The sequence below is a fragment of the Streptomyces sp. AC512_CC834 genome (genome assembly GCF_019049325.1).
In the GTDB taxonomy this organism is placed as follows: Bacteria; Actinomycetota; Actinomycetes; order Streptomycetales; family Streptomycetaceae; genus Streptomyces.
Map to the genome: position 1 here is coordinate 43,261 of NZ_JAGMUO010000097.1, position 18,965 is coordinate 62,225.

The 18,965-nt window shown below is 70.6% G+C and carries 15 protein-coding genes; 12 read left to right on the forward strand and 3 right to left on the reverse strand.

Annotated features, from left to right (window positions below; translation table 11 throughout):
• Positions 1-34: 34 nt before the first annotated feature.
• The 6 genes from KUM40_RS27705 to KUM40_RS27730 all read left to right on the forward strand — a co-directional run bounded on the left by KUM40_RS27705 (position 35) and on the right by KUM40_RS27730 (position 8,359).
• A complete protein-coding gene (locus KUM40_RS27705) occupies positions 35-2,290 on the forward strand; it encodes a hypothetical protein (RefSeq protein WP_217168918.1) in 2,256 nt (751 codons plus the stop codon).
• Between the two features lie 5 nt (positions 2,291-2,295).
• Complete coding sequence (locus KUM40_RS27710) at positions 2,296-4,560, forward strand: hypothetical protein (protein WP_217168919.1); 2,265 nt, start codon at positions 2,296-2,298, stop codon at positions 4,558-4,560.
• A 501-nt stretch (positions 4,561-5,061) separates the two neighbouring features.
• Entirely contained in the window at positions 5,062-5,226 is a 165-nt protein-coding gene (locus tag KUM40_RS27715) for a hypothetical protein (protein WP_217168920.1), read from the forward strand.
• Positions 5,223-6,833 (forward strand): Hsp70 family protein, encoded by a 1,611-nt coding sequence (locus KUM40_RS27720; RefSeq protein WP_217168921.1) that lies wholly within the window; start codon positions 5,223-5,225, stop codon positions 6,831-6,833. The genes KUM40_RS27715 and KUM40_RS27720 overlap by 4 nt, the downstream gene beginning before the upstream one ends.
• A gap of 64 nt (positions 6,834-6,897) precedes the next feature.
• A complete protein-coding gene (locus tag KUM40_RS27725) occupies positions 6,898-7,305 on the forward strand; it encodes a DUF1257 domain-containing protein (RefSeq protein ID WP_217168922.1) in 408 nt (135 codons plus the stop codon).
• A 700-nt stretch (positions 7,306-8,005) separates the two neighbouring features.
• A complete protein-coding gene (locus tag KUM40_RS27730; RefSeq protein WP_217168923.1) occupies positions 8,006-8,359 on the forward strand; it encodes a hypothetical protein in 354 nt (117 codons plus the stop codon).
• Between the two features lie 79 nt (positions 8,360-8,438).
• On the opposite strand, the gene KUM40_RS27735 is transcribed toward KUM40_RS27730, so the two are convergent.
• On the reverse strand, positions 8,439-8,810 hold the full coding sequence (locus KUM40_RS27735; protein WP_217168924.1) for a helix-turn-helix domain-containing protein: 372 nt from the start codon (positions 8,808-8,810) through the stop codon (positions 8,439-8,441).
• A 97-nt stretch (positions 8,811-8,907) separates the two neighbouring features.
• Between KUM40_RS27735 and KUM40_RS27740 the strand changes: the two genes are divergently transcribed.
• Positions 8,908-9,747 (forward strand): SDR family oxidoreductase, encoded by an 840-nt coding sequence (locus KUM40_RS27740; protein WP_217168925.1) that lies wholly within the window; start codon positions 8,908-8,910, stop codon positions 9,745-9,747.
• A 67-nt stretch (positions 9,748-9,814) separates the two neighbouring features.
• Here the strand turns inward: KUM40_RS27740 and KUM40_RS27745 are convergent, their stop codons facing one another.
• Positions 9,815-10,354, reverse strand: a complete 540-nt coding sequence (locus tag KUM40_RS27745; protein ID WP_217168926.1) for a GNAT family N-acetyltransferase — start codon at positions 10,352-10,354, stop codon at positions 9,815-9,817.
• A 276-nt stretch (positions 10,355-10,630) separates the two neighbouring features.
• Here KUM40_RS27745 and KUM40_RS27750 point away from each other — a divergent pair, with 276 nt between their 5' ends.
• The 3 genes from KUM40_RS27750 to dacB all read left to right on the forward strand — a co-directional run bounded on the left by KUM40_RS27750 (position 10,631) and on the right by dacB (position 13,333).
• A complete protein-coding gene (locus KUM40_RS27750; protein WP_217168927.1) occupies positions 10,631-11,422 on the forward strand; it encodes an N-acetyltransferase in 792 nt (263 codons plus the stop codon).
• Positions 11,419-11,643, forward strand: a complete 225-nt coding sequence (gene infA, locus KUM40_RS27755) for a translation initiation factor IF-1 (RefSeq protein WP_217168928.1) — start codon at positions 11,419-11,421, stop codon at positions 11,641-11,643. Before KUM40_RS27750 ends, infA begins: the two co-directional genes overlap by 4 nt.
• Before the next feature lie 334 nt (positions 11,644-11,977).
• A complete protein-coding gene (dacB, locus tag KUM40_RS27760; RefSeq protein WP_217168929.1) occupies positions 11,978-13,333 on the forward strand; it encodes a D-alanyl-D-alanine carboxypeptidase/D-alanyl-D-alanine-endopeptidase in 1,356 nt (451 codons plus the stop codon).
• A 379-nt stretch (positions 13,334-13,712) separates the two neighbouring features.
• Here dacB and KUM40_RS27765 read toward each other — a convergent pair whose 3' ends face one another.
• Positions 13,713-14,477 (reverse strand): SDR family oxidoreductase, encoded by a 765-nt coding sequence (locus tag KUM40_RS27765; RefSeq protein ID WP_217168930.1) that lies wholly within the window; start codon positions 14,475-14,477, stop codon positions 13,713-13,715.
• A 101-nt stretch (positions 14,478-14,578) separates the two neighbouring features.
• Here KUM40_RS27765 and KUM40_RS27770 point away from each other — a divergent pair, with 101 nt between their 5' ends.
• Together KUM40_RS27770 and KUM40_RS27775 are read left to right on the forward strand one after the other, a co-directional pair.
• Positions 14,579-15,427 (forward strand): helix-turn-helix transcriptional regulator, encoded by an 849-nt coding sequence (locus KUM40_RS27770; RefSeq protein WP_217168931.1) that lies wholly within the window; start codon positions 14,579-14,581, stop codon positions 15,425-15,427.
• A 239-nt stretch (positions 15,428-15,666) separates the two neighbouring features.
• A complete protein-coding gene (locus KUM40_RS27775; protein ID WP_217168932.1) occupies positions 15,667-18,945 on the forward strand; it encodes a LamG-like jellyroll fold domain-containing protein in 3,279 nt (1,092 codons plus the stop codon).
• Positions 18,946-18,965: the final 20 nt, after the last annotated feature.

Sequence of the window (18,965 nt, forward strand, 5' to 3'; positions counted from 1 at the left end):
GCTGCGTACGGCGGACACGTGTACGCCGAGGGTCGTGCGCGCCGTCACGGGCGCCCTCGACTCCCTCGGGCCCGAGACGGTGTGGCGGACGTGGGCGGAGCCGCCGACGTCCGGACCGTCCCGGCGACGGTGGGAGTCCCCGCTCGTGACGGAACTGCTGGCCGATGCGGCGCAGGTCCCGGACCTGCTCGTCGATGCCGCTTGGCGCGACTGGCTCGCCGAGCCCGGGACGGGGGTGTGGTGGCTGCTGGCTCGCTGGAACCGCGCCGCCACCACCACCGAGAGCGGGCGGGTGCGCTTCCTCAGCCGACTCGCGCTGAGCGAGGACGGCGGGGCTGTCGACGCCCGATTGCTCGCCGATGCCGCCGTCCGCTTCGACCACCCCATCGGTGAGCGGGCGCGAGCCCGGCTGCTGGTACTGAACGATCCCGAGGCCGTCGACCTGTACTGCGCGGCGGCGCTTGAGTCGCCGCAGGCGGCGGCCTTCTGCGCCGGTCACCATCTCGCGCCCGGTGACGAGGTGCGGCGCGCCGTCTTCTTCGTACGCACCGGACAGCAGGAGCAGTACCGGGCCCTGGACCCCGATGGCACGCTGCTGGCGCTCGGCTATCGCAGCGCCTCCACCGAGGAGCGCGCGGTGCTGCGGACCGCGATCACCGCGCTCGGCGACATCGACACCCTGCAGGTGCTGGCCGGGCAGCGTTCGCGGCACGAGGACGTCGCCTCTCTCGACCGGCAGGAACGCGCTTATCTGATACAGCAGTTGACGGAGCGGGGGGACTGGGACCGGCTGTGGCGAGTCGCCTTGCCGCTGCCGCTGACCGAAGCTGTCGGTACCGTCGGCGCCTTCGGGGCCTGGCGGCCGGCGGGCGAGGACGACCGCCGCGTCTTCGACGCCCTGCGCGCCGCTGATCCCCAGACCGGGGACGGCCGCGTGTACGCCCTGTCCGGAGCGCCGGTGTCTTCGCTCGCCCCGCACACCCGCATCCGGCTCGACGAACTCGACCAGCGGCTCCGTGGCATCGCCGCCCTCGGATTCGCGCCCGACGGCACCCAACTCGCCCTGGCCGGACCGGTTCACGTCGGCACGGAGGGCGACGGCCACGTCCCCTCGGGCGAGCCGGTTGCCTGGGCAGGGATCGTGGACCTGGGCAGCGGAACGCTGTCGCGGCTGCATTGCGACTTCACCTATCCGCTCGGCAGCGTCGTCCATCTGGGCTCCGACACCATGGTCGTCGCGGAGGCCGACGCGTACGCCGATCCGAACGCCGTGGAGAACGACTACTCCCACCTGGCGAAGATCTATTACGTGGACCCCGCCGGTGTTCGGCCGGTCGACACGGGAGCCGAAGAGGTCTTCGGCCTGGAGCGCGTCGCCGGAGACCGCGCCTTCGTCGTGTCCGCGTTGGTCGAGGACGCGGACGCCTTCGAGCATCCGGTGCTGTTCACCGGCGGGCCCGGTGGGTCCCTCGTCCCGAGTGGACCGCTGGAAGGCCTCGACGACTTCGAACCACTGATCGTCGCGGTGGATCCCGGCGGCCGGCTCGTCGCCATGGTCGACGTTCTGTACGAAGCCGTGGTCGCCGACCTCCGCACCTGCGGGGTGAACAGGCTCGACGACGGATCGGGCACGGAGGACTACGCCATGGAGCCCGCGGCTCTGTCGCCGTCCACCCTTGTCAACTGCTCCGCGTCGGGCGACCTGAACGTGTGGCACGAGCCGCTCACCTCCACGGAACCCCCGATGGCCTTCCGTGCCTGGTCGGCGGCGACCCGGCCGAGCGCGCTCGCCTGGTCGCCCGCGCTGAACCGGTTTCTTGCCGTCGACGTCGTCCAGGGGCCGCACCTGGAAATTCTCGAGGTGCCGCCGACCCGGGACGCCACCGTGACCGAGCCGGCGCCCGACTTCGTGCCCGATCTCGTGGCCGAGCGGATCGCACTGGCCGAGAACGCGGGCCCGGCACCGATCGTGCGGCTGTCACCGAGGGGCGACCTGCTGGCCGTGGGAAAGGGCGGGCACCAAACGGTCGACCTCTACGACCTGACCGGCCTCGTGGTGCGCTCGTTCGTCACCCGGCCCATGGGTGCGATGACGCATCACGACCTGGCGCACGTGGTCGAGATGCAGCAGCGTCCGCTGCTCGACGCCGTGTCCCGCACGGCGCTGACGCTGCTGCGAGCCTGCCTGGAACACCGGTTGCGGCACGACGTGGCCATCGGGACGGCGGCGGGTGCGGCGGTGGTCGCGGGGGACTTCGAGATCGAGCTGGGCGAGGACGGCGAGGAGTGAGGCCGATGCGGGTGCGGACCGCCGTGCTGGTGCTGCGGCTGGGAGCCGCTGCGGACTCGTGGCTCGGCCGCCGGGCCCTGCGTGCCGTGTTGCGTGCGGCGGAGTCCGGCGCGACCGCGGCCCTGCGCGCTGTCAGCCGCGCCATGGAGACCCACGGCGCGGAGGCGGTGTTCCGGTCGTGGCTGACACCGTCGGTGTCCGGGCCGTCCCCCCGGCGGTGGGCCTCTCCCCTCGTGGCGGGGCTGGAGTCCTCCGCACCCGTGCCCGCCGTACTCGTCGACGCCGCGTGGCTGGACTGGCTGGACCGGCACGGCGGCGAGCTGTGGTCGCTGCTGGAGCGCTGGGGTGCCGCCCCGGCGACCTCCGAGTCCCGGGTGCGTTCCCTCAGCCGGCTGGCGCTCGGTGACGGCGACGTGGCCCTGGAACGGCGTGATCTCGTAGACGCCGCTCTCCGTTTCGACCATCCGATCGGAGAGCGTGCCCGGGCCCGGCTGCTGGCGCCGGGCGATCCCGAGACCGTCGAAGTGTTCTGCGCGGCGGCGCTGGACTCTCCGGAGGCGGCGCGCTTCTGCGCCGGGCACCACCTCGCGCCCGCCGATCAGGTCCGACGCGCCTTGTTCTTCGTACGCACCGGGCAGTCGGCGCAGTACCGGGCGCTGGACCCCGACGGCTCGATCCTCGCACTCGGCTACCGCGGGGCCGGTGCGGAGGAGCGCTCGATTCTGCGAGCCGCGATGAGCGGACTGGGCATCCTGGATGTGCTGCGCGTGTTGGCGGGACAGAGTACCCGTCAGGGGGACTTCGCCTCGCTCGACGAGAGCGAACGTGCCCATGTGATCGGGGAGCTGGTGGACCGGCGCGACTGGGACCGCTTGTGGTCCCTCACGCTGCTGATGTCGCTTCCCGAAGCGGTGGGGACGGCCGACGAGTTCGGCGACTGGCGGCCGTCCGGCGAGGACGACCGCCGCCTGTTCGAAGCCTTGCGTGCCGCGGACCCGTCTGCCGTCACCCGGTTCGTGGCCGCCCTGGCCGGTACGGGCCCGTTCAGCTCTGTCCCCTCTGTCCCCCGCACCCGCATCTGGCCGACCGACACCCACGAGGAGTCGATCACGATGCACGCCCTCGACTTCGCGACGGACTGCGCGCAACTCGCCTTCGCCGGGCGAGGGACCGGACATTGCGCCGGGATCGTGGACCTCGACAGCCTGACGCTGGCGTGGGTGGACGACGACCTCCCGCAGCCGGCGCAGTGGATCGCCCATCTGGGACGTGACGCCATGATCGTGGCGGCGCGCAAGTCCATCCACTACGCGGACGAGAGCGGCACCCGGGCCCTCGGCAGTGCGCCCAGCGACGTGGGCGGCGTGGTGCGCGTCGCCGGAGACCGCGCCTTCATGGTGCCCGCCAGGCACCGCGGCACACCGGGCATGACATCGGGGTGGGCGATGTTCGTCGGGGGCTGCGACGGCCCTCTTGCCGACGGCGACTGGCCGCGCGACCGGCGGTACGACCTGCCGAGGAACCCCGCGGCGGACGCGGAGGGGCGGGTGGTCGCCCTGGTCCACGGGCTCCTCGACGTCACGGTGGCCGACCTCGCCGACTCCACCGTGAACACGCTCAGCCACCCCGAGACCGCGAAGTCCCGCATACGCCACGCCGCCCTCTCGCCTTCCGCGCTGGTCTGCAACACCGAAGCCGGTGACCTCCACGTGTGGCACGAACCTCTCACCTCCTCACAGGCACCGCTCACGACCCGTCCCTGGAGGTACGGGACAAGTCCGATCCACCTCGCCTGGTCACCCGCACTGGACCGGTTCCTCGCCGTCACGGCCACACATCTGGAACTTCTCGACCTGCCGCCGACACAGGACACGCCTCTGACCGAGGACTGCGTGTCGGAGCGGGTCCGCCTCCTCGCCGACCGCCCGGGGGCCAGGGCGCGGTGCGCTCGGGTGTCACCGAGGGGAGACCTGCTGGCGGTGGGCGACCTGGACAAGGGCGCCGTCGACATCTACGTCCTGACCGCCCTCGCCCTTCGCCCGTTCATCGCCGAACCCATGGGCGCGATGAACCACAAGGACCTCGCGAAGGTCGTCGAGGTCATGGAGAACCAGGCCCTGAACGAATTGTCCCGGCAGGCGTTGGGGCTGTTGCGGGCATGCCTGGAACACCGGTTCCGGCACGACGTCGGGATCGGCGGGACAGCGGGTTCGGCGGGGTCGGCAGGCGCGGCGCGTCTGGGCGACTACGAGATCGAACTGGACGGGTGAGCGCCGATGCCCGGCGCGGACGAGACCGCCCGACTGGTGCGGCGTGCCGCGCTGCGACGGGCCGACGGCTCGCGCGGGCTGCGTGCCATGGCCGCCGGCCTGCCCGAGGCGGATGTCCTGGACCCCGACGGTTCACTGCTGGCCCTGGCTGTCGGGCGGCGGCTCCCGAGGTCCGTGAGCGGCTGCGTACGGTGCCGGCCGCCGCGGGGGACGCGGAGAACGTCCGGGTGGTGGTCACCGGGGATCGGCGGGACCGGACGGCCGACCTCTCCGCGCCCGAACTCCTTTGAAATGGCCCTGAGATACGGCACTGAAGGGGGTGGACAGCGGAAACTCGATCCGGCACCTGGGCGACGAGGTCCTGGTGCGCCTGCGGTACGCGGGCCGAGCGGTGGCGCGGTGCTCCTCCATCCCGGGGCCGTGCTCCACGAGACGCAGGAACACGGCAGGAGCTGGGGCGGGTTCAATCCCGCACCTTCCTTTCTCTCGGCGAATTCGCTGGTGCCGCACAGGCAACGGCGCACGGCTCGCGTCCGGTGGCCCCACGCGCTGCGCCCGAAGAGCGGCGACCCGGCCGGCATCCCCGTGGGCGCTCCCACCGACATCGCCCTCGGCCGAGTACCGGACAAGCAGCAGGGACCGGACGAGCAGCAGGGAGACGTATGACCACCCGTATCGGTATCGACTTCGGCACCGCCAACACCGTGGTGGCGGGCTGGGACCATGAAGCGGGCCGGGGCGTTCCCATCCCGCTGCCCGGTGTGGACCTGCTGCGCGAGGCCGGTCCCGGGCCCACCCAGCGCGTCGTGCCCTCGCTCATCGCCTACACCGACGACGGCGCCACCCGCCGTCTCGGCGCCCAGGTCACCCCCGACCTGTCCGAGACTCCCGGCGTCACCGTGTTCGCCTCCACCAAGAGCAACGTCGCCGGGCAGTCCTACGACGCGGCCCGCCCGGTCGGCGACCGCAAGATCACCGGGCGGGAGGCGGCCGTCCAGTTCCTCAGCGACATCATGGCGCTCGCCCTGCTCACCATCGAGGACGACGACCTCGAGATCGTCGTCACCGCGCCCGTCGAGTCCTTCGACGGCTACCGCGACTGGCTGGTACGGGAAGTGCGCGACGGACTGCCCACCGCCCGGCTGCGGGTCGTCGACGAGGCCACCGCGGCGGCCGTCGGCTACTGCGCCCGCCTCAATCCCGGCGACGCCTTCACCGTGATCGACTTCGGCGCGGGCACGCTCGACGTCTCGGTCGTACGGGTGCAGGAACCCGAGACCGCCGGCGCCGGATCCGGCGTACGCACCATCGCCAAGAAGGGTCTGGACCTGGGCGGCAACACCATCGACGCGCTCCTGGCCGAACACGCCGTCGCCCAGCTCTCCCTGCCGTCCGGCGACCAGATCGGCCGCAACCAGGTCTTCAGGCGCCTGCTGGCCTCCGCCGAGCAGGCCAAGCGCACTCTGGCCGACGCCGACCGCGCCGTGATCACCGCTCGCGACGCCCGTACCGACGCCGTGCACCAGGTCGCCGTCACCCGGGGCGAGTTCGACGCCCTGCTCCGTGACAAGGGGGTGCTGCGCCGGGTCAACCAGGCGCTGCGCGGCTGCCTCGACACCGCAGCCTCACGTGGCTTCGCCACCGACGACATCCGGCAGGTGTTCCTCGTCGGGGGAACCTGTCTCGTCCCCGCCGTGCAGGAAGTGGTGCACCTGCACTTCGACCCCGACGTCGTACGCATGGACCGGCCGCTGGAGGCGGTGGCGGCGGGAGCGGCCGGTATCGCGGGCGGCAGCGAGTTGTTCGACCACATCCAGCACGACTACGCCATCCGGCACGTCGACCGGGGCACCGGGGCCTACGAGTTCGAGACCCTGGTCGAGGCGGGCACCGCCTACCCCACCCCTCGGCCGGTCAGGACGCTCACCGTCAAGGCGGTGCACGACGGGCAGCGGCGGCTCGGCCTCGCCGTCTACGAACTCGCCCACGCCACCTACCGGGATTCCAGCGCCGAACTGGAGATCACCTTCGACGCCGGGGGCGGTGCCCGCGCCATGACCGTCACCCCGCAGCAGCGTCAGCAACGTTCCATGCTCTGGCTCAACGAGGACAGCCCGACCTTCCTGCGGGCCGACCCGCCGGCCACCGCGGGAGAGGACCGCTTCCGCCTGGAGTTCCGCATCGACGCCCACAAACGCCTCACCGTCACCGCCTACGACCTACGTCGCCACACCCTGGTCCTGGACGGACAACCGGTCGTCCGACTCGCCTGACCACGCGCCCGCGTGACCGCATCCCCCTTCGGCAGCCCCACCGACAACCACCAAGGGACCCGTCATGTCGCACTTCACCCGAGTCCGCACCGCACTGCGCGACCCCGACCTGCTCGTCCAGGCCCTCGCCGCGGTCGGCTTCACCACCGTCGAGGCCCACGACACACCGCAGACCCTGTACGGCTACCTGGGCGACGCCCGCCCGGACCGCGCCGAAGTGGTCGTCCGCCGCGCCCACATCGGCCGTGCCAGCAACGACATCGGCTTTCGCCGACGCGACGACGGCACCTTCGAAGCCGTCATCAGCGAGTACGACAGGCGCCGCTACGGCCAGCCCTGGCTGACCGAGGTCGCCCGCGCCTACGGCCACGCCGCCGCGCTGCGCTACGCCGAGGACAACGGCTACGAGGTGGACTCCGACGTGCTCGAAGAGGGCGGCCGACGCCGTCTCGTCCTGCGCCGCTACGTCTGATGCGCGGGCGGTACGTGAAGGTGCCGTCGCTCTGGCCGCGGTGGCTCAGGTGGCGTCCGGCATCGCGGGCCTGGCTGTCGCACGCATCGGTGACCCGGCCATGCTCACCGTCGTGCCGGTCCAGCTCGCGGGGCAGGGCAGCGGTTCGGCCCAAGCCGGATTCGAGGTCTCGGCGCGCTCCAGGTGTCGGCCGGGGGCGACGTGGCGACCCTCACCTGGCCGCAGGACGGTTGCCCGACCGGCGAACTCGCCCTGTCCAAGCGCGGCGGCCTGACCAGGGGGATGGACTGCGGTCACGGCGAGGACGGCACCGTCCTGCTGTGCGCCCTCCAAGCAGGACGGTGCGATGGCGGCGGACGACAAGGGCAAGGGAGGTCCACCGTGCCAGGCGTTGACCGGACCGTCCGGCGCGGGACCCCTCCCCAAGCCGAGTCCGTACGATCCCGGCATGTTCTCGGGACCAGGAACGATCCGGCGGGCTCGCCCCTTGCTGCTGGCTGTGGCGGCGGCCGGAGCCCTGCTCGTCGCCTGCGGTGGCGATCCGGCACCCGCCGCGCCGGAGGCCTCTCCATCGCCATCGCCATCGCAGTCGGGATCGCAGTCGCCTGCGCCGACCTCCGTCCCCGCCGCCCCGGAGTCCTCCGCACCGTCGACGACATCGCCGCTTACGCAGGACACTCAAGAGGCCTTCCAGGCCGCGATGGATGCCCATCCGGGCGCGGACCTGGACAAGTGCGCCATGAACGCCTCGCTGGACGACGCCGGCTGCGGGGCGGCGCTCATCGCTGCCGAGCAGGTCGCCGCGGACACTGAGCGGCGGCTGCGGCGGAAGGGCGCCGAACATGCCGACCTGCTCTATGGCGCGGCGCTCCTGGCCGCCGGTGCCGTTCAGGACGGCATCGACCGGCTGCGCCACCCGATCCCCTGCTACGGCCTCAGTGACGCACCGCAGCCTCCACCGCCGCTGCACGCAGAGGCCGAGGGCATCTGCGCCGAGGGGGCCGACATCGCCAAGGGTGAGTGGCAGATCTTCCTCACGACCGTGGCGCTCTAGGCCGCAGGATCACGACTGCGGTCTCCAGGGGGATCCGCTCCGCTCCGGGTAGCCCTCGGACTCCGGCGCGTTCTGGTGACTATCCCGCGCCGCTCGGCGACAGCCGCTGTGTGATCCGGTCGAACAGCTCCGTCAGCGGCTCGCCCACCTCCCGGCCGAACTCGGTCAGCCCGTAGGTGACCTGGGGCGGCGTCGTCGGCTCGACCTCCCGCCAGAGCAGGCCGTCCTGGACCAGCGCGCGCAGGGTCTGGGCGAGCATCTTCTCGCTGACGCCCTGGATGCTCTCGCGCAGTTCGTAGAACCGGAGGCTGTTGCTCCGCAAGGAGATCAGCACCCAGATGCCCCACCTGCTGGTCACGTGGTCGACCACGTCGCGCGCGGGGCAGTCGGTGTGAAACACGTCATACCGGCGGTCCGCCTCAACCTGTCTGTGCTGCACGCCTCCTGTCACGTCATGAGCTTACCTCTAGGTACGTCCTTACCGAGAGTTAGCCCTTGCTCCTAGCGTGGCGGCCAAGAGCACAGGGACATCTGACAAGGAGCTGAACATGATCGTGGTGACTGGGGCTACCGGGAATATCGGGCGGCCGTTGACGCAGGCGCTGACCGAGGCGGGCCACGAGGTGACGGCCGTTTCACGACACACGACGGCCGTGCCGAACGGGGCTCGCCACGTTGCGGCCGACCTGGCCGAGCCGGCCGGCCTCCGGCCAGCGCTGGACGGCGCGAAGGCGCTGTTCCTGCTGCTGTCCGGCGACCTGCACGCCACTGGAGCCAGCCCTGCCGACATCATCGGTGAAGCTGCGGCCGTCGGGGTCCGCCGGGTCGTCCTGCTCTCCACGCTGGGCGTGGTGACCAGGCCCTTCGGTTCCACGCGGATCGCCATGCGCGAACTGGAGGACACCCTGCGGGAGTCCGGCCTGGACTGGGCCATCCTGCGGCCGGGCGGCTTCGCCTCCAACGCCCTGTGGTGGGCCGAGTCCGTCCGCACGCAACAGGTCGTCGCGGCGCCCTTCGGCGACATCGGGGTGCCCATCATCGACCCGGCCGACATCGCCGCGGTCGCGGCGGCCTGCCTGCTGGACGACCGGCACACCGGCGCCGCATACGAGCTGACCGGCCCGGCGGTGATCACTCCGCGCGGGCAGGCGGAGGCCATCGCCACCGCGCTGGGCTCGCCGGTGAGGTTCCACGAACTCACCCGCGACGAGGCCGAGGCCGCCATGGCCCAGAGCATGCCGGCGGAACTCGCCAACGACACTCTGGACATCCTCGGCTCCCCGAGCCCGGCCGAGCTGCGTGTCAGCCCGGACGTCGAGCGGGTCCTCGGCCGCGCCCCGCGGCCCTTCGCCGACTGGGCCGCCCGCAATGTCGACGCGTTCCGCTGAGCCCGTTCGGTACCGCTGAAACCACTGCTCGTGCTCGGTGGTCCACTGCTGGTGGAGCGGGCCCGGCTCAACCGGGCGGCGTGACCGGGGACCGCAGGCCGAGCCACTGCTCGGCGTCCCATGCCTCGAACCGCTCCACCTCGGTGAACCCCAGCTTTGCCGCGAGGCGCATCGAGCCGACGTTGGCGGTCTGGGTGGTGAGGACCACCGGCTCGTCGGGAAGGACGCCGTCGAACCAGTCGAGTGCCGCCGCGCACGCCTCGGCGGCGTACCCGAATCCCCACGCTCGCGGCAGGAACAGGTAGCCGAGATCGGCCTTCCCCGCGGCCACCGGGCGCCGGTGTCCCGTTGCTCTCCTGAGCAGGATCTGGCCGATCATCGCCCCGTCGAGTTCAACGACGAAGCTCCCGGGCCACCGCTCGGGCACCCCGGGCAGTTCACGCTCGAGCTCGTCACGCGGCCGGGGACCGCCGAGGTAGGTGTGCACCTGCGGCGACGCCAGCAGTTCGACGAACGCCGCACGGTCCCGGGCTTCGGGCTCGCGGAGCACGAGCCGCTCGGTCCGTATCGGGGCAGGTGGCCAGGTGACGGGCCCCAGTTGAGTCATGGCGGGCAACCTATCTCACGCCCGCCGGGCGGGGGCCGGCCCGTTGTCGCCCGGCCGTGCGTGGCCCGGCCGTGCGTGGCCCGTCCACCGGAAATGAATTGAGGGAGGTGTCGCCCCGCTGCTACGGTCCTGATGGACCGTGAAGTCGTCATCTGGAGGTGAGTCCCGTGAACACAGTTACCCATGGGTGCTCCCTCAATCCGTCACGGTCCGGCGGCTGACCTTCGGTGTCGCCAGGAGCGCCTGAGATCGAGGCACTCCTGGAAGGAGACGCCGATGAACATCAAGCCCTTCACAGTCGGCCCCAGCGAGAACGCGGTGCTGATCACGCGCGTCGCGGACCGGCAATGGCATGCACTGGACGACGACCTGGTGGTCGGCCGCGGCCACGCGGAACACCGGCCGGACGGACGCCTGTTCGTCAGCATCGACGCCTGGCACGACGCCACCTTCGACCGGCTCGCCGAGGCGATGCTGGCAAAACTGCCGACGCCCTTGTACACGGTGGTCGACGAAGCCGACGTCGAGCTGACGGCCGGCTGGCGGCGGGCCGGTTTCACCATCCGGCGGCGCGAGTGGGAGTACGCCGTGCCGACCGACCCGCGGGTCACAGGGCTCGACGAGGTCCGGCCGCCTTCGGCGGTGACGATCGTTCCCGCCGATCAGGCGGACGAGGGGCTGCTGCGGGCGGTGGACCGGGCGATCCGTGACGAAGTCGAGGCAGCCGTCGGATGGCAGTCGATGCCCGCGGAGGTGATCCCCCGCCGCGAAGACGACACCGTCGTCGACCCGTCGAAGTACGCGGTGGCCGCGGCGCCGGACCGCTACCTGGGCCTGATCCGGGTGGTGACGGTGAACCGGCCGCGCATCGGACTGGTCGCGGTCCGGGCCGGCGAGCAGCGCCGCGGCATCGCGCGGGCGCTGTTGGCCCACGCGCTGGGGACGCTGCACCGCTCCGGGTTCGCAGCGGCCTGGACCGAGGTCCACGAGTCCAACCAGGCGGCCTCGGCGATGTTCGAGGACATCGGCGCCCGGCCGATGAGCAGCAACCTGGAGCTGGTGCGATGACGAAGCACAAGAACGTCGTCGAGGTCGAGGGCAAGGTCGTCGAGTGCCTTCGCAGCGCCATGTTCACCGTGGAGCTCGAGAACGGCCACCAGGTGCTCGCGCACATCAGCGGGAAGATCCGCAAGAACTACATCAAGATCATGCTCGAGGACCGGGTGCTGGTGGAGCTCCCGCCGTACGACCTGACGCGCGGCCGGATCGTGTTCCGGTACCGGAACTAGCGGCGGTTCGCGCCTTCCGCGACGGCTGATCCCGTGGCCCCGGTCAGGGCGACTTCCTGACCGGGGCCCCGATGACGGCTCCTGGTGCATGAAAGGGCAACGGAATTGCCCGTACGGCATTTCGCAGTTCGCTCTCCGTCGGGAAACGGCCGCCGCACCTTGCCACAACTGCCCACTTCCGAGGGCGTCCAGGCAGCGCATTCGCGAGACGGTCATGAATATTCGCATGACGTTCACACTCAATTCGTTTGTTCCAGCCGCTCATGTGACGGCTGGTAGCGTGCCCACCGTTCGACCCCACAGAACGAAGTACCCGATCCTTGGATTTCTGTTTATGACTGGTACGCCGGACGAATCCCCCACGAACACTTTCGCCCCTGGCGGGCGCCGTCGACACCGCAGGGCAAGAGTGAGCCGCATCGGCGCGCGACGGGCCGTCGTGCTCGCGATGGCCGTTCCCGTGGCCTCTGCCACGCTGGCCGGTACCTCGGCCTTCGCCGCCGACGACAGCACCACGACGGCACAGGGCATCTCGGTCGACGATCTCTCGGCCGACGACGCGCAGTTGGTCGAGAACCTCAACGAGCGCCTCGCCGACGAGCGCCTCGGCTCCGACGTCGGCGGCGTGGTGCTCGACGCCGACTCGGACACGCCCCTGTGGGACCACAACGGTTCCACCGCCCTCATGCCGGCCTCCAACGCCAAGCTCGCCACGGCGACCACCGCCCTGACGCTGCTCGGCGCGAACCACGAGTTCACCACGAAGGCCGTGTACGGCGAGGGCACCCTCACCCTCGTCGGCGGCGGTGACCGCACCCTCACCAGCGACGACGTCGCCGAGATGGCCAAGACCGCCGCGGACGGGCTCAAGGCCGCCGGCCGGACCGACGTCAAGGTCCGGGTGGACGACAGCCTGTTCGCCGACCCGAGCCTCGCCGAAGGCTGGAACGAGGGCTACTACCCCAGCGAAGTCGCGCCGGTGCGTTCGCTCGTCGTCGACGGCGCCGCCGTCGAGGACACGTCGATCAACGCCGGCAAGGTCTTCGCCGAGAAGCTCGCCGAGCAGGGCATCACTGTCGACGGGGACGTCAGCCGCGCGACGGCGAAGGACTCCGACGTACCGGTGGCGCAGCACAAGTCGGCGCCGCTGGCGGACATCGTCAAGCAGATGCTCAAGACGAGCGACAACAACATCGCCGAGACTCTGCTGCGGATGTCCGCCGTGGAGCTGGGCAAGCCGGCCACCTTCGAGGGCGGCACCGCACTCGTCCGCCAGGTGATGAGCTCGTACGGAATCTCTCTCGACAACTTCGAGATGCACGACGGCAGTGGCCTCTCGCGTGCCGACCGCATTCCGGCCGCGACTCTCGCGCAGCTCCTCGACGCGATCACGGAGTCCCCCGCCCTGAGTTCGATCCTGGAGGGTCTGCCGGTCGCCGGCGAGGCCGGTGCCAGTCTCGGCCCGGAGTGGGGACGCTTCGACGACCCGAACTCCGAGTGCGCCGTCGGCAAGGTGCACGCGAAGACCGGCACGCTCACCGGAGCCGTCGCCCTGAGCGGTGTCACGCGGACCGAGGACGGCGAGTGGAGGATCTTCTCCTTCATCGAGAACAACTCGTCGGCCGACCCGAGCGACATCAAGGACGCCATGGACGGCCTGGCCGCGACCGTGAACGGCTGCTGGGCCTGACCGGCCACCGCGTCTGACACTGACACATCGCACTTCACGGTCTGTCTGCGCGTCGCCCACCGGCGGCGCGCAGACGCGTGAACCTCCCGGGCGTCCCCGCTCGTTCACCTCTCTCACAGCGTGCACGCGGGCGACTGTTTGAGGAGTTTCGGTGAAAGCTCTCGCGGTCTCGATCGCTTCGATGGCTTCGGTGGCTCCGGTGGCTTCGGTGGCTTCGGTGGAAGTGATGAAAGCGATGGAGCAGCTCGCCACGGTCCGGCGGGCCATGGCCCTGGACCGCGGCCTCCGGGGGCAGACCTACGTGACCTTCCGGGCATCGACGACCGGGCAGGGCGACCTGGACGACGCGGCGGGACGGGCGGGGCGGACGCCCCGCCGGCTACTCGCCGTGCGGGTCCGAGTGGTTGAGCGTCCGGACGACCTGCTCGTAGTCGCCGCGGGCCTCACCGTAGCGCAGGTACTTCACGCGCTCGACCTGGATCTCCTCGGCGTCGGGCTGCGCCTCGATCAGTTCGACCACCTCGGCGATGAACTCGTCGAGCGGCATGGCGTGTTCGTTGTCCTCCTGCCCGGGCAGGAGCGCGGTGCGGACGGACGGCGGCTCGAGTTCCAGGACCTTCACCGAGGTGCCGGCGAACTGGAGCCGGACGGACTCACTGAGCATGTGGATCGCCGCCTTCGACGCGTTGTAGCTCGGCGTGACCTTGAGCGGCGTGAACGCCAGGCCGGAGGACACCGTCATGATGGTGGCGTCGGTCTTGGCCTGAAGATGCTCGACGAGCGCGGCGACGAGGCGGATGGGACCGAGCACGTTCGTCGTGACCGTGGATTCGGCGGTGGCGAGGAACGACGCGGGATCGCGCCAGTCCTCGATGTGCATCACGCCGGCCATCGCCACCAGGACGTTCAGGTCCGGATGGCCGGCCAGCACCTGCTTCGTGGCGGAGGCGATACTCGCGGCGTCCGTGACGTCGATCTGCACGGTGTCGATGCCGGGATGCGCCGCCGCGATCTGTTCCAGCAGTTCGGTACGTCGGCCGCCGACGATGACGGTGTTGCCCTTGGCCTGCAGCGCGAGGGCGAGGGCGAGACCGATGCCGCTGGTGGCCCCGGGGACGAAGACGGTGTTGCCGGAGATGTTCATGTCCCGATCGTCGCCGGTCCGGGGGCTCGGGTGCAGAGACCGGTTGTCGGGGGATCGGCGATCCCTGGCTCGCCGACCGGCACCGGAGGACAATCGATCTCATGGACCGTGCAGCTTTGGCCGACTTCCTGCGCCGCCGCCGCGAGGCACTCCGCCCGCAGGACGTCGGCCTTCCCGAAGGTGCGCGTCGGCGAGCCCGGGGTCTGCGGCGTGAGGAGGTCGCGGCTCTCGCCGTGATGTCGACCGACTACTACACGCGGCTGGAGCAGCAGCGGGGCCCGCAGCCCAGCAGCCACATGCTGGCCTCGCTCGCCCGGGCGCTGCGGCTCACGGGTGCCGAGCGCGACTACCTGTACCGGGTCGCCGGGCACCACGCACCGGCTTCGCTGTCGGCTCCGGGTCACGTCGCCCCCGCACTGCTGCGGGTGCTGGACCGGCTCGACGACACTCCGGCGCTCGTCCTGACCGACCTGGGCGAGACACTGGTGCAGAACAGGATGGCCGCCGCTCTGTTCGGGGACGCGGCGAGGCACACGGGGCTCGCCCGCAGCTCCATCCACCGCTGGTTCACCGACCCCGCGGAGCGGTCGGTCTATCCCGAGGCCGACCGGGACCGGCAGAGCCGCGCCCAGGTCGCGAACCTGCGCGCCGCCCACGGGCTGCGCGGCCCGCAGTCGCAAGCCGGTGAGCTGGTACGGATCCTGCAGCGGGCCAGCCCTGAGTTCGCCGAGCTGTGGGCCCGGCACGAGGTCGCCCAGAGGTTCGAGGATCACAAGACACTCATCCATCCCGAAGTGGGCGCGATCGAACTCGACTGCCAGGCGCTGTTCACCGAGGACCAGTCCCAGACACTGCTCGTCCTCACCGCTCCGCCCCGAAGTGAGGGCTACGAGAAGCTGCGACTCCTGGCCGAACTCGGGCTTCCTCGCTTCACCCGGGCGCAGCGGTAGGCCCGATCCGCTCTCCCGCGAGACGCCTGGCTCCCCGGGAAGCGTCGGGCCTCTCGGCCTCTCGGCCTCTCGGGTCGCCGGGCCGAGCGGTGCGCGAAGTCTGGACAGCCACCGGGGGACGTGTTGTCATTCCGCTGACAAGAATTTCCAACGTTGAAAGAGCCGTTGCCCCGGCACCTGTCGAGTGGTGCCGCCTGCCGAATGGTCCCGGCCCGGGACCTCTGCGCGAGGAAGGTTCGATGACACAACGACACCCCCGTCCACGAGCGAGAGCGTGGGCGCTGCTGACAGCCGCAGCGCTGACACTGCCCACGACCGGTCTGATGTCCACCGCCTCTGCCGCCGAGACCCACACCAGCGCCTCGTCCCTCTCCTCCGAGCGGGACGCCGTCGCGGTGCACGGTCTGAAGGGCGAGTACTTCAGCATGTCGGCCCCGGGCGCGAGGGACTTCGCGCAATTGGGTGGCACCCTGCTCGACCCGCAGATCAACTTCTCCGGTCTGACCAGTACCTTCGAGGAACTGACCGGGAGGACGGAGCACACGACCGCCCGCTGGACGGGGCAGATCGAGGCACCGGCCACGGGTGACTACACCTTCTACGCCAGTGGCGACAACGGCTTCCGGCTCCTCATCGACGGCGAGCCGGTCATCGACCACTGGGAGCCGGACTGGGACAACGAGCAGACCAGTGCGGCGGTCAGGCTGACCGCCGGGGAGAAGCACGACTTCCGGCTGGAGATGTTCCAGGACACCGGCGGCGCCAACATGTTCCTGCGCTGGTCCACTCCGACCATGAGCAAGCAGGTCGTCCCGATGTCCGCCTTCACCCCGCCGGCCGGGTTCGAGGTCTACCCGGTGGAGCCCACGGTCACCGAGGACGGGCGACGGCTGCGGGCACGGTTCGAGGGCAGCGTCGGCGGCGACCTGAAGGCGCTCGCGGACCATCTGAAGATCGAGGCCGACACCACCCCCATGCCGGTCGCGTCGGTCGAGCCGGCTCCCGGAGACCGCAATTCCCTGCTCGTCAGGCTCTCGGCGCCGATCCAGAAGAACCAGCAGGTCAAGCTCAGCTACGACGGCGCGGGCGGCCTGACGTCCGGCGGTGAGACCGTACCGAAGATCATTCGCTATGCGCAGAACGACTCCGCCCACCGGCTCACCACCAAGTGGGGCGACAAGCTCGACGAGAAGCACCCGCTGCCGGAGTACCCGCGCCCGCAGCAGGTACGCGCCAAGTGGAAGAACCTCAACGGTCCCTGGCAGTTCGCCGCCGCCGAGGCGGGCGAGCAGCCGGTCTTCGGCAAGAGGCTCGACGAGAAGATCGTCGTGCCGTTCCCCGTCGAGTCGCAGCTCTCGGGCCTTGAGCGGCACGAGGACCACATGTTCTACCGCAAGCTGGTCGACGTGCCGAGGAACTGGAGGGTCGGCAAGGGCGCCAAGGGCGACCGGCTGAAGCTCAACTTCGGCGCCGTCGACTACCAGGCACGCGTCTGGGTCAACGGCAAGAAGGTCGCCGAACACACCGGCGGGTACAACGCGTTCAGCGCCGACATCACCGACGCGCTCAAGGGCAGGGGCCCGCAGGAGGTCGTGGTCGCGGTCACCGACACCGGTGGCGCGAACCAGCCGATGGGCAAGCAGTCCACCAATCCGAGCGGCATCTTCTACACCCAGTCGTCCGGCATCTGGCAGACGGTGTGGATGGAGCCGGTCGCCGCCGCATCCATTGACAACGTAGTCACCACCCCCGACATCGACCGGAGCAGCCTCGCGGTGACCGTCGAGTCCGACGACGCCTCCGCCAGGGCTCGCGTCGAGGCCGTCGCCCGCGACAAGCGCGGCAGGATCGTCGGCCGGGTCGCAGGACCGGCCAACGAGGAGCTGCGTCTGCCCGTGGCGAAGCAGCATCTGTGGAGTCCGGACGACCCCTATCTCTACGATCTCGACGTCAGGCTGACCGACGGCAGGTCGACCGACCGAATCGGCAGCTACTTCGGCATGCGCGAGATAGGCGTCGAGAACGTCGGCGGCTACCAGAAGCTGGTGCTCAACGGAGAGCCGATCTTCTCACTCGCCACGCTCGACCAGGGCTTCTGGCCCGACGGCCTCTACACGGCGCCCAGCGACAAGGCGCTCGCCTTCGACCTCAAGGCGCACAAGAAGCTGGGCTTCAACGCCGTCCGCAAGCACATCAAGGTGGAGCCGGCTCGGTGGTTCTACCACGCGGACAGACTCGGTCTGCTCGTCTGGCAGGACTTCGTCTCCGGGAACATCACCAACGCGGCCGGGCAGAAGGCGTTCGTCGACCAGGGCATGGAGGCGATGCGGCAGCATCACAACGCGCCCTCCGTCATCGGCAACATCGTCTTCAACGAGGGCTGGGGCGAGTGGGACCGCGAGGCGAGCGGCCGCATCGCCGAAGCCGTCAAGGCCGCCGACCCGTCCCGCGTGGTCAACGCCCACAGCGGTGTCAACTGCTGCAACTCCAAGGGAGACTCGGGCAAGGGCGACATCATCGACCACCACGACTACAACAACACCGACCCCGCCTTCCCCGACGGCAAGCGGGCCGCCATGGACGGCGAACACGGCGGCTTCACGCTGCGCACCCCCGGGCACATGTGGCCGGGTGCCCCGACCGTGATCTACAGCGGCGTGGCCGACAAGGCGGCGCTGACCCGCAAGTACGTCGAGAACACGAAAGAGTTCTACCTCGAACAGGCCGGCGCCGAGTTGTCGGGTTCGGTGTACACACAGATCACCGACCTCGAGAACGAACTCAACGGCCTCTACACCTACGACCGCCGGGAGATCAAGGTAGACCCGGTCCAGGTCCGTGAGATCAACCGCAAGGTCATCGCGGCCGGTGCCGCCGCGGGTGACCGGGCCGAACTCAAGGGCGGCGGGCACTGGGCACTCGACGAAGGCACGGGTGCCACCGCCGGGGACGAGGGCCCCAACGACAAGGCGCTCAAGCTCTCCGAGGGCACCACGTGGACGTCCGGCGTCAGCGGCAGCGCGCTCGCGTTCGACGGCCAGGGACAGTACGCCGAGACCGACGGCCCGGTGCTCGACACCACCGGAAGCTATTCGGTCTCCGCCTGGGTGACCCTGGACGAACTTCCCGGCAACTACGCCACCGCCGTCAGCCAGGACGGCAGTCGGCAGGCGAGCCCGTTCTATCTGCAGTACGGCCAGGGCGCCTTCGCCTTCAGCACGCCGGGCGAGCAGCGAGCGCGGCTGGTGACCACGCCGGAGACGGGGCGCTGGTACCACCTCGTCGGGGTGCGGGACGGCGCGAGCAACCAGATCAAGCTGTACGTCGACGGTGAACTGGCGGCGACCGCGGCGGCCGGTCCGAACTACGTCGGCTCCGGCCCGTTCGTCGTCGGCCGCGCTCAGTGGGGCGGCGCCGACACCGACTTCTGGAACGGCGCCGTCGACGAGGTCCATGCCTATGACAAGGCGCTCACCGACGAGGAGGTGAGCGCGCTCCACGCGCAGGAGAAGCCGTAACCCCGGCCCCCACGACGGTC

What these genes read in the sequence shown, in the direction of transcription:
- KUM40_RS27710 (WP_217168919.1), top strand. Translation starts at nt 2,296, where the DNA reads ATGCGGGTGCGGACCGCCGTGCTGGTGCTGCGGCTGGGAGCCGCTGCG.
- infA (WP_217168928.1), top strand. Translation starts at nt 11,419, where the DNA reads ATGACGAAGCACAAGAACGTCGTCGAGGTCGAGGGCAAGGTCGTCGAG.
- KUM40_RS27725 (WP_217168922.1), top strand. Translation starts at nt 6,898, where the DNA reads ATGTCGCACTTCACCCGAGTCCGCACCGCACTGCGCGACCCCGACCTG.
- KUM40_RS27775 (WP_217168932.1), top strand. Translation starts at nt 15,667, where the DNA reads ATGACACAACGACACCCCCGTCCACGAGCGAGAGCGTGGGCGCTGCTG.
- KUM40_RS27770 (WP_217168931.1), top strand. Translation starts at nt 14,579, where the DNA reads ATGGACCGTGCAGCTTTGGCCGACTTCCTGCGCCGCCGCCGCGAGGCA.
- dacB (WP_217168929.1), top strand. Translation starts at nt 11,978, where the DNA reads ATGACTGGTACGCCGGACGAATCCCCCACGAACACTTTCGCCCCTGGC.
- KUM40_RS27720 (WP_217168921.1), top strand. Translation starts at nt 5,223, where the DNA reads ATGACCACCCGTATCGGTATCGACTTCGGCACCGCCAACACCGTGGTG.
- KUM40_RS27745 (WP_217168926.1), bottom strand. Translation starts at nt 10,354, where the DNA reads ATGACTCAACTGGGGCCCGTCACCTGGCCACCTGCCCCGATACGGACC.
- KUM40_RS27765 (WP_217168930.1), bottom strand. Translation starts at nt 14,477, where the DNA reads ATGAACATCTCCGGCAACACCGTCTTCGTCCCCGGGGCCACCAGCGGC.
- KUM40_RS27730 (WP_217168923.1), top strand. Translation starts at nt 8,006, where the DNA reads ATGGATGCCCATCCGGGCGCGGACCTGGACAAGTGCGCCATGAACGCC.
- KUM40_RS27750 (WP_217168927.1), top strand. Translation starts at nt 10,631, where the DNA reads ATGAACATCAAGCCCTTCACAGTCGGCCCCAGCGAGAACGCGGTGCTG.
- KUM40_RS27740 (WP_217168925.1), top strand. Translation starts at nt 8,908, where the DNA reads ATGATCGTGGTGACTGGGGCTACCGGGAATATCGGGCGGCCGTTGACG.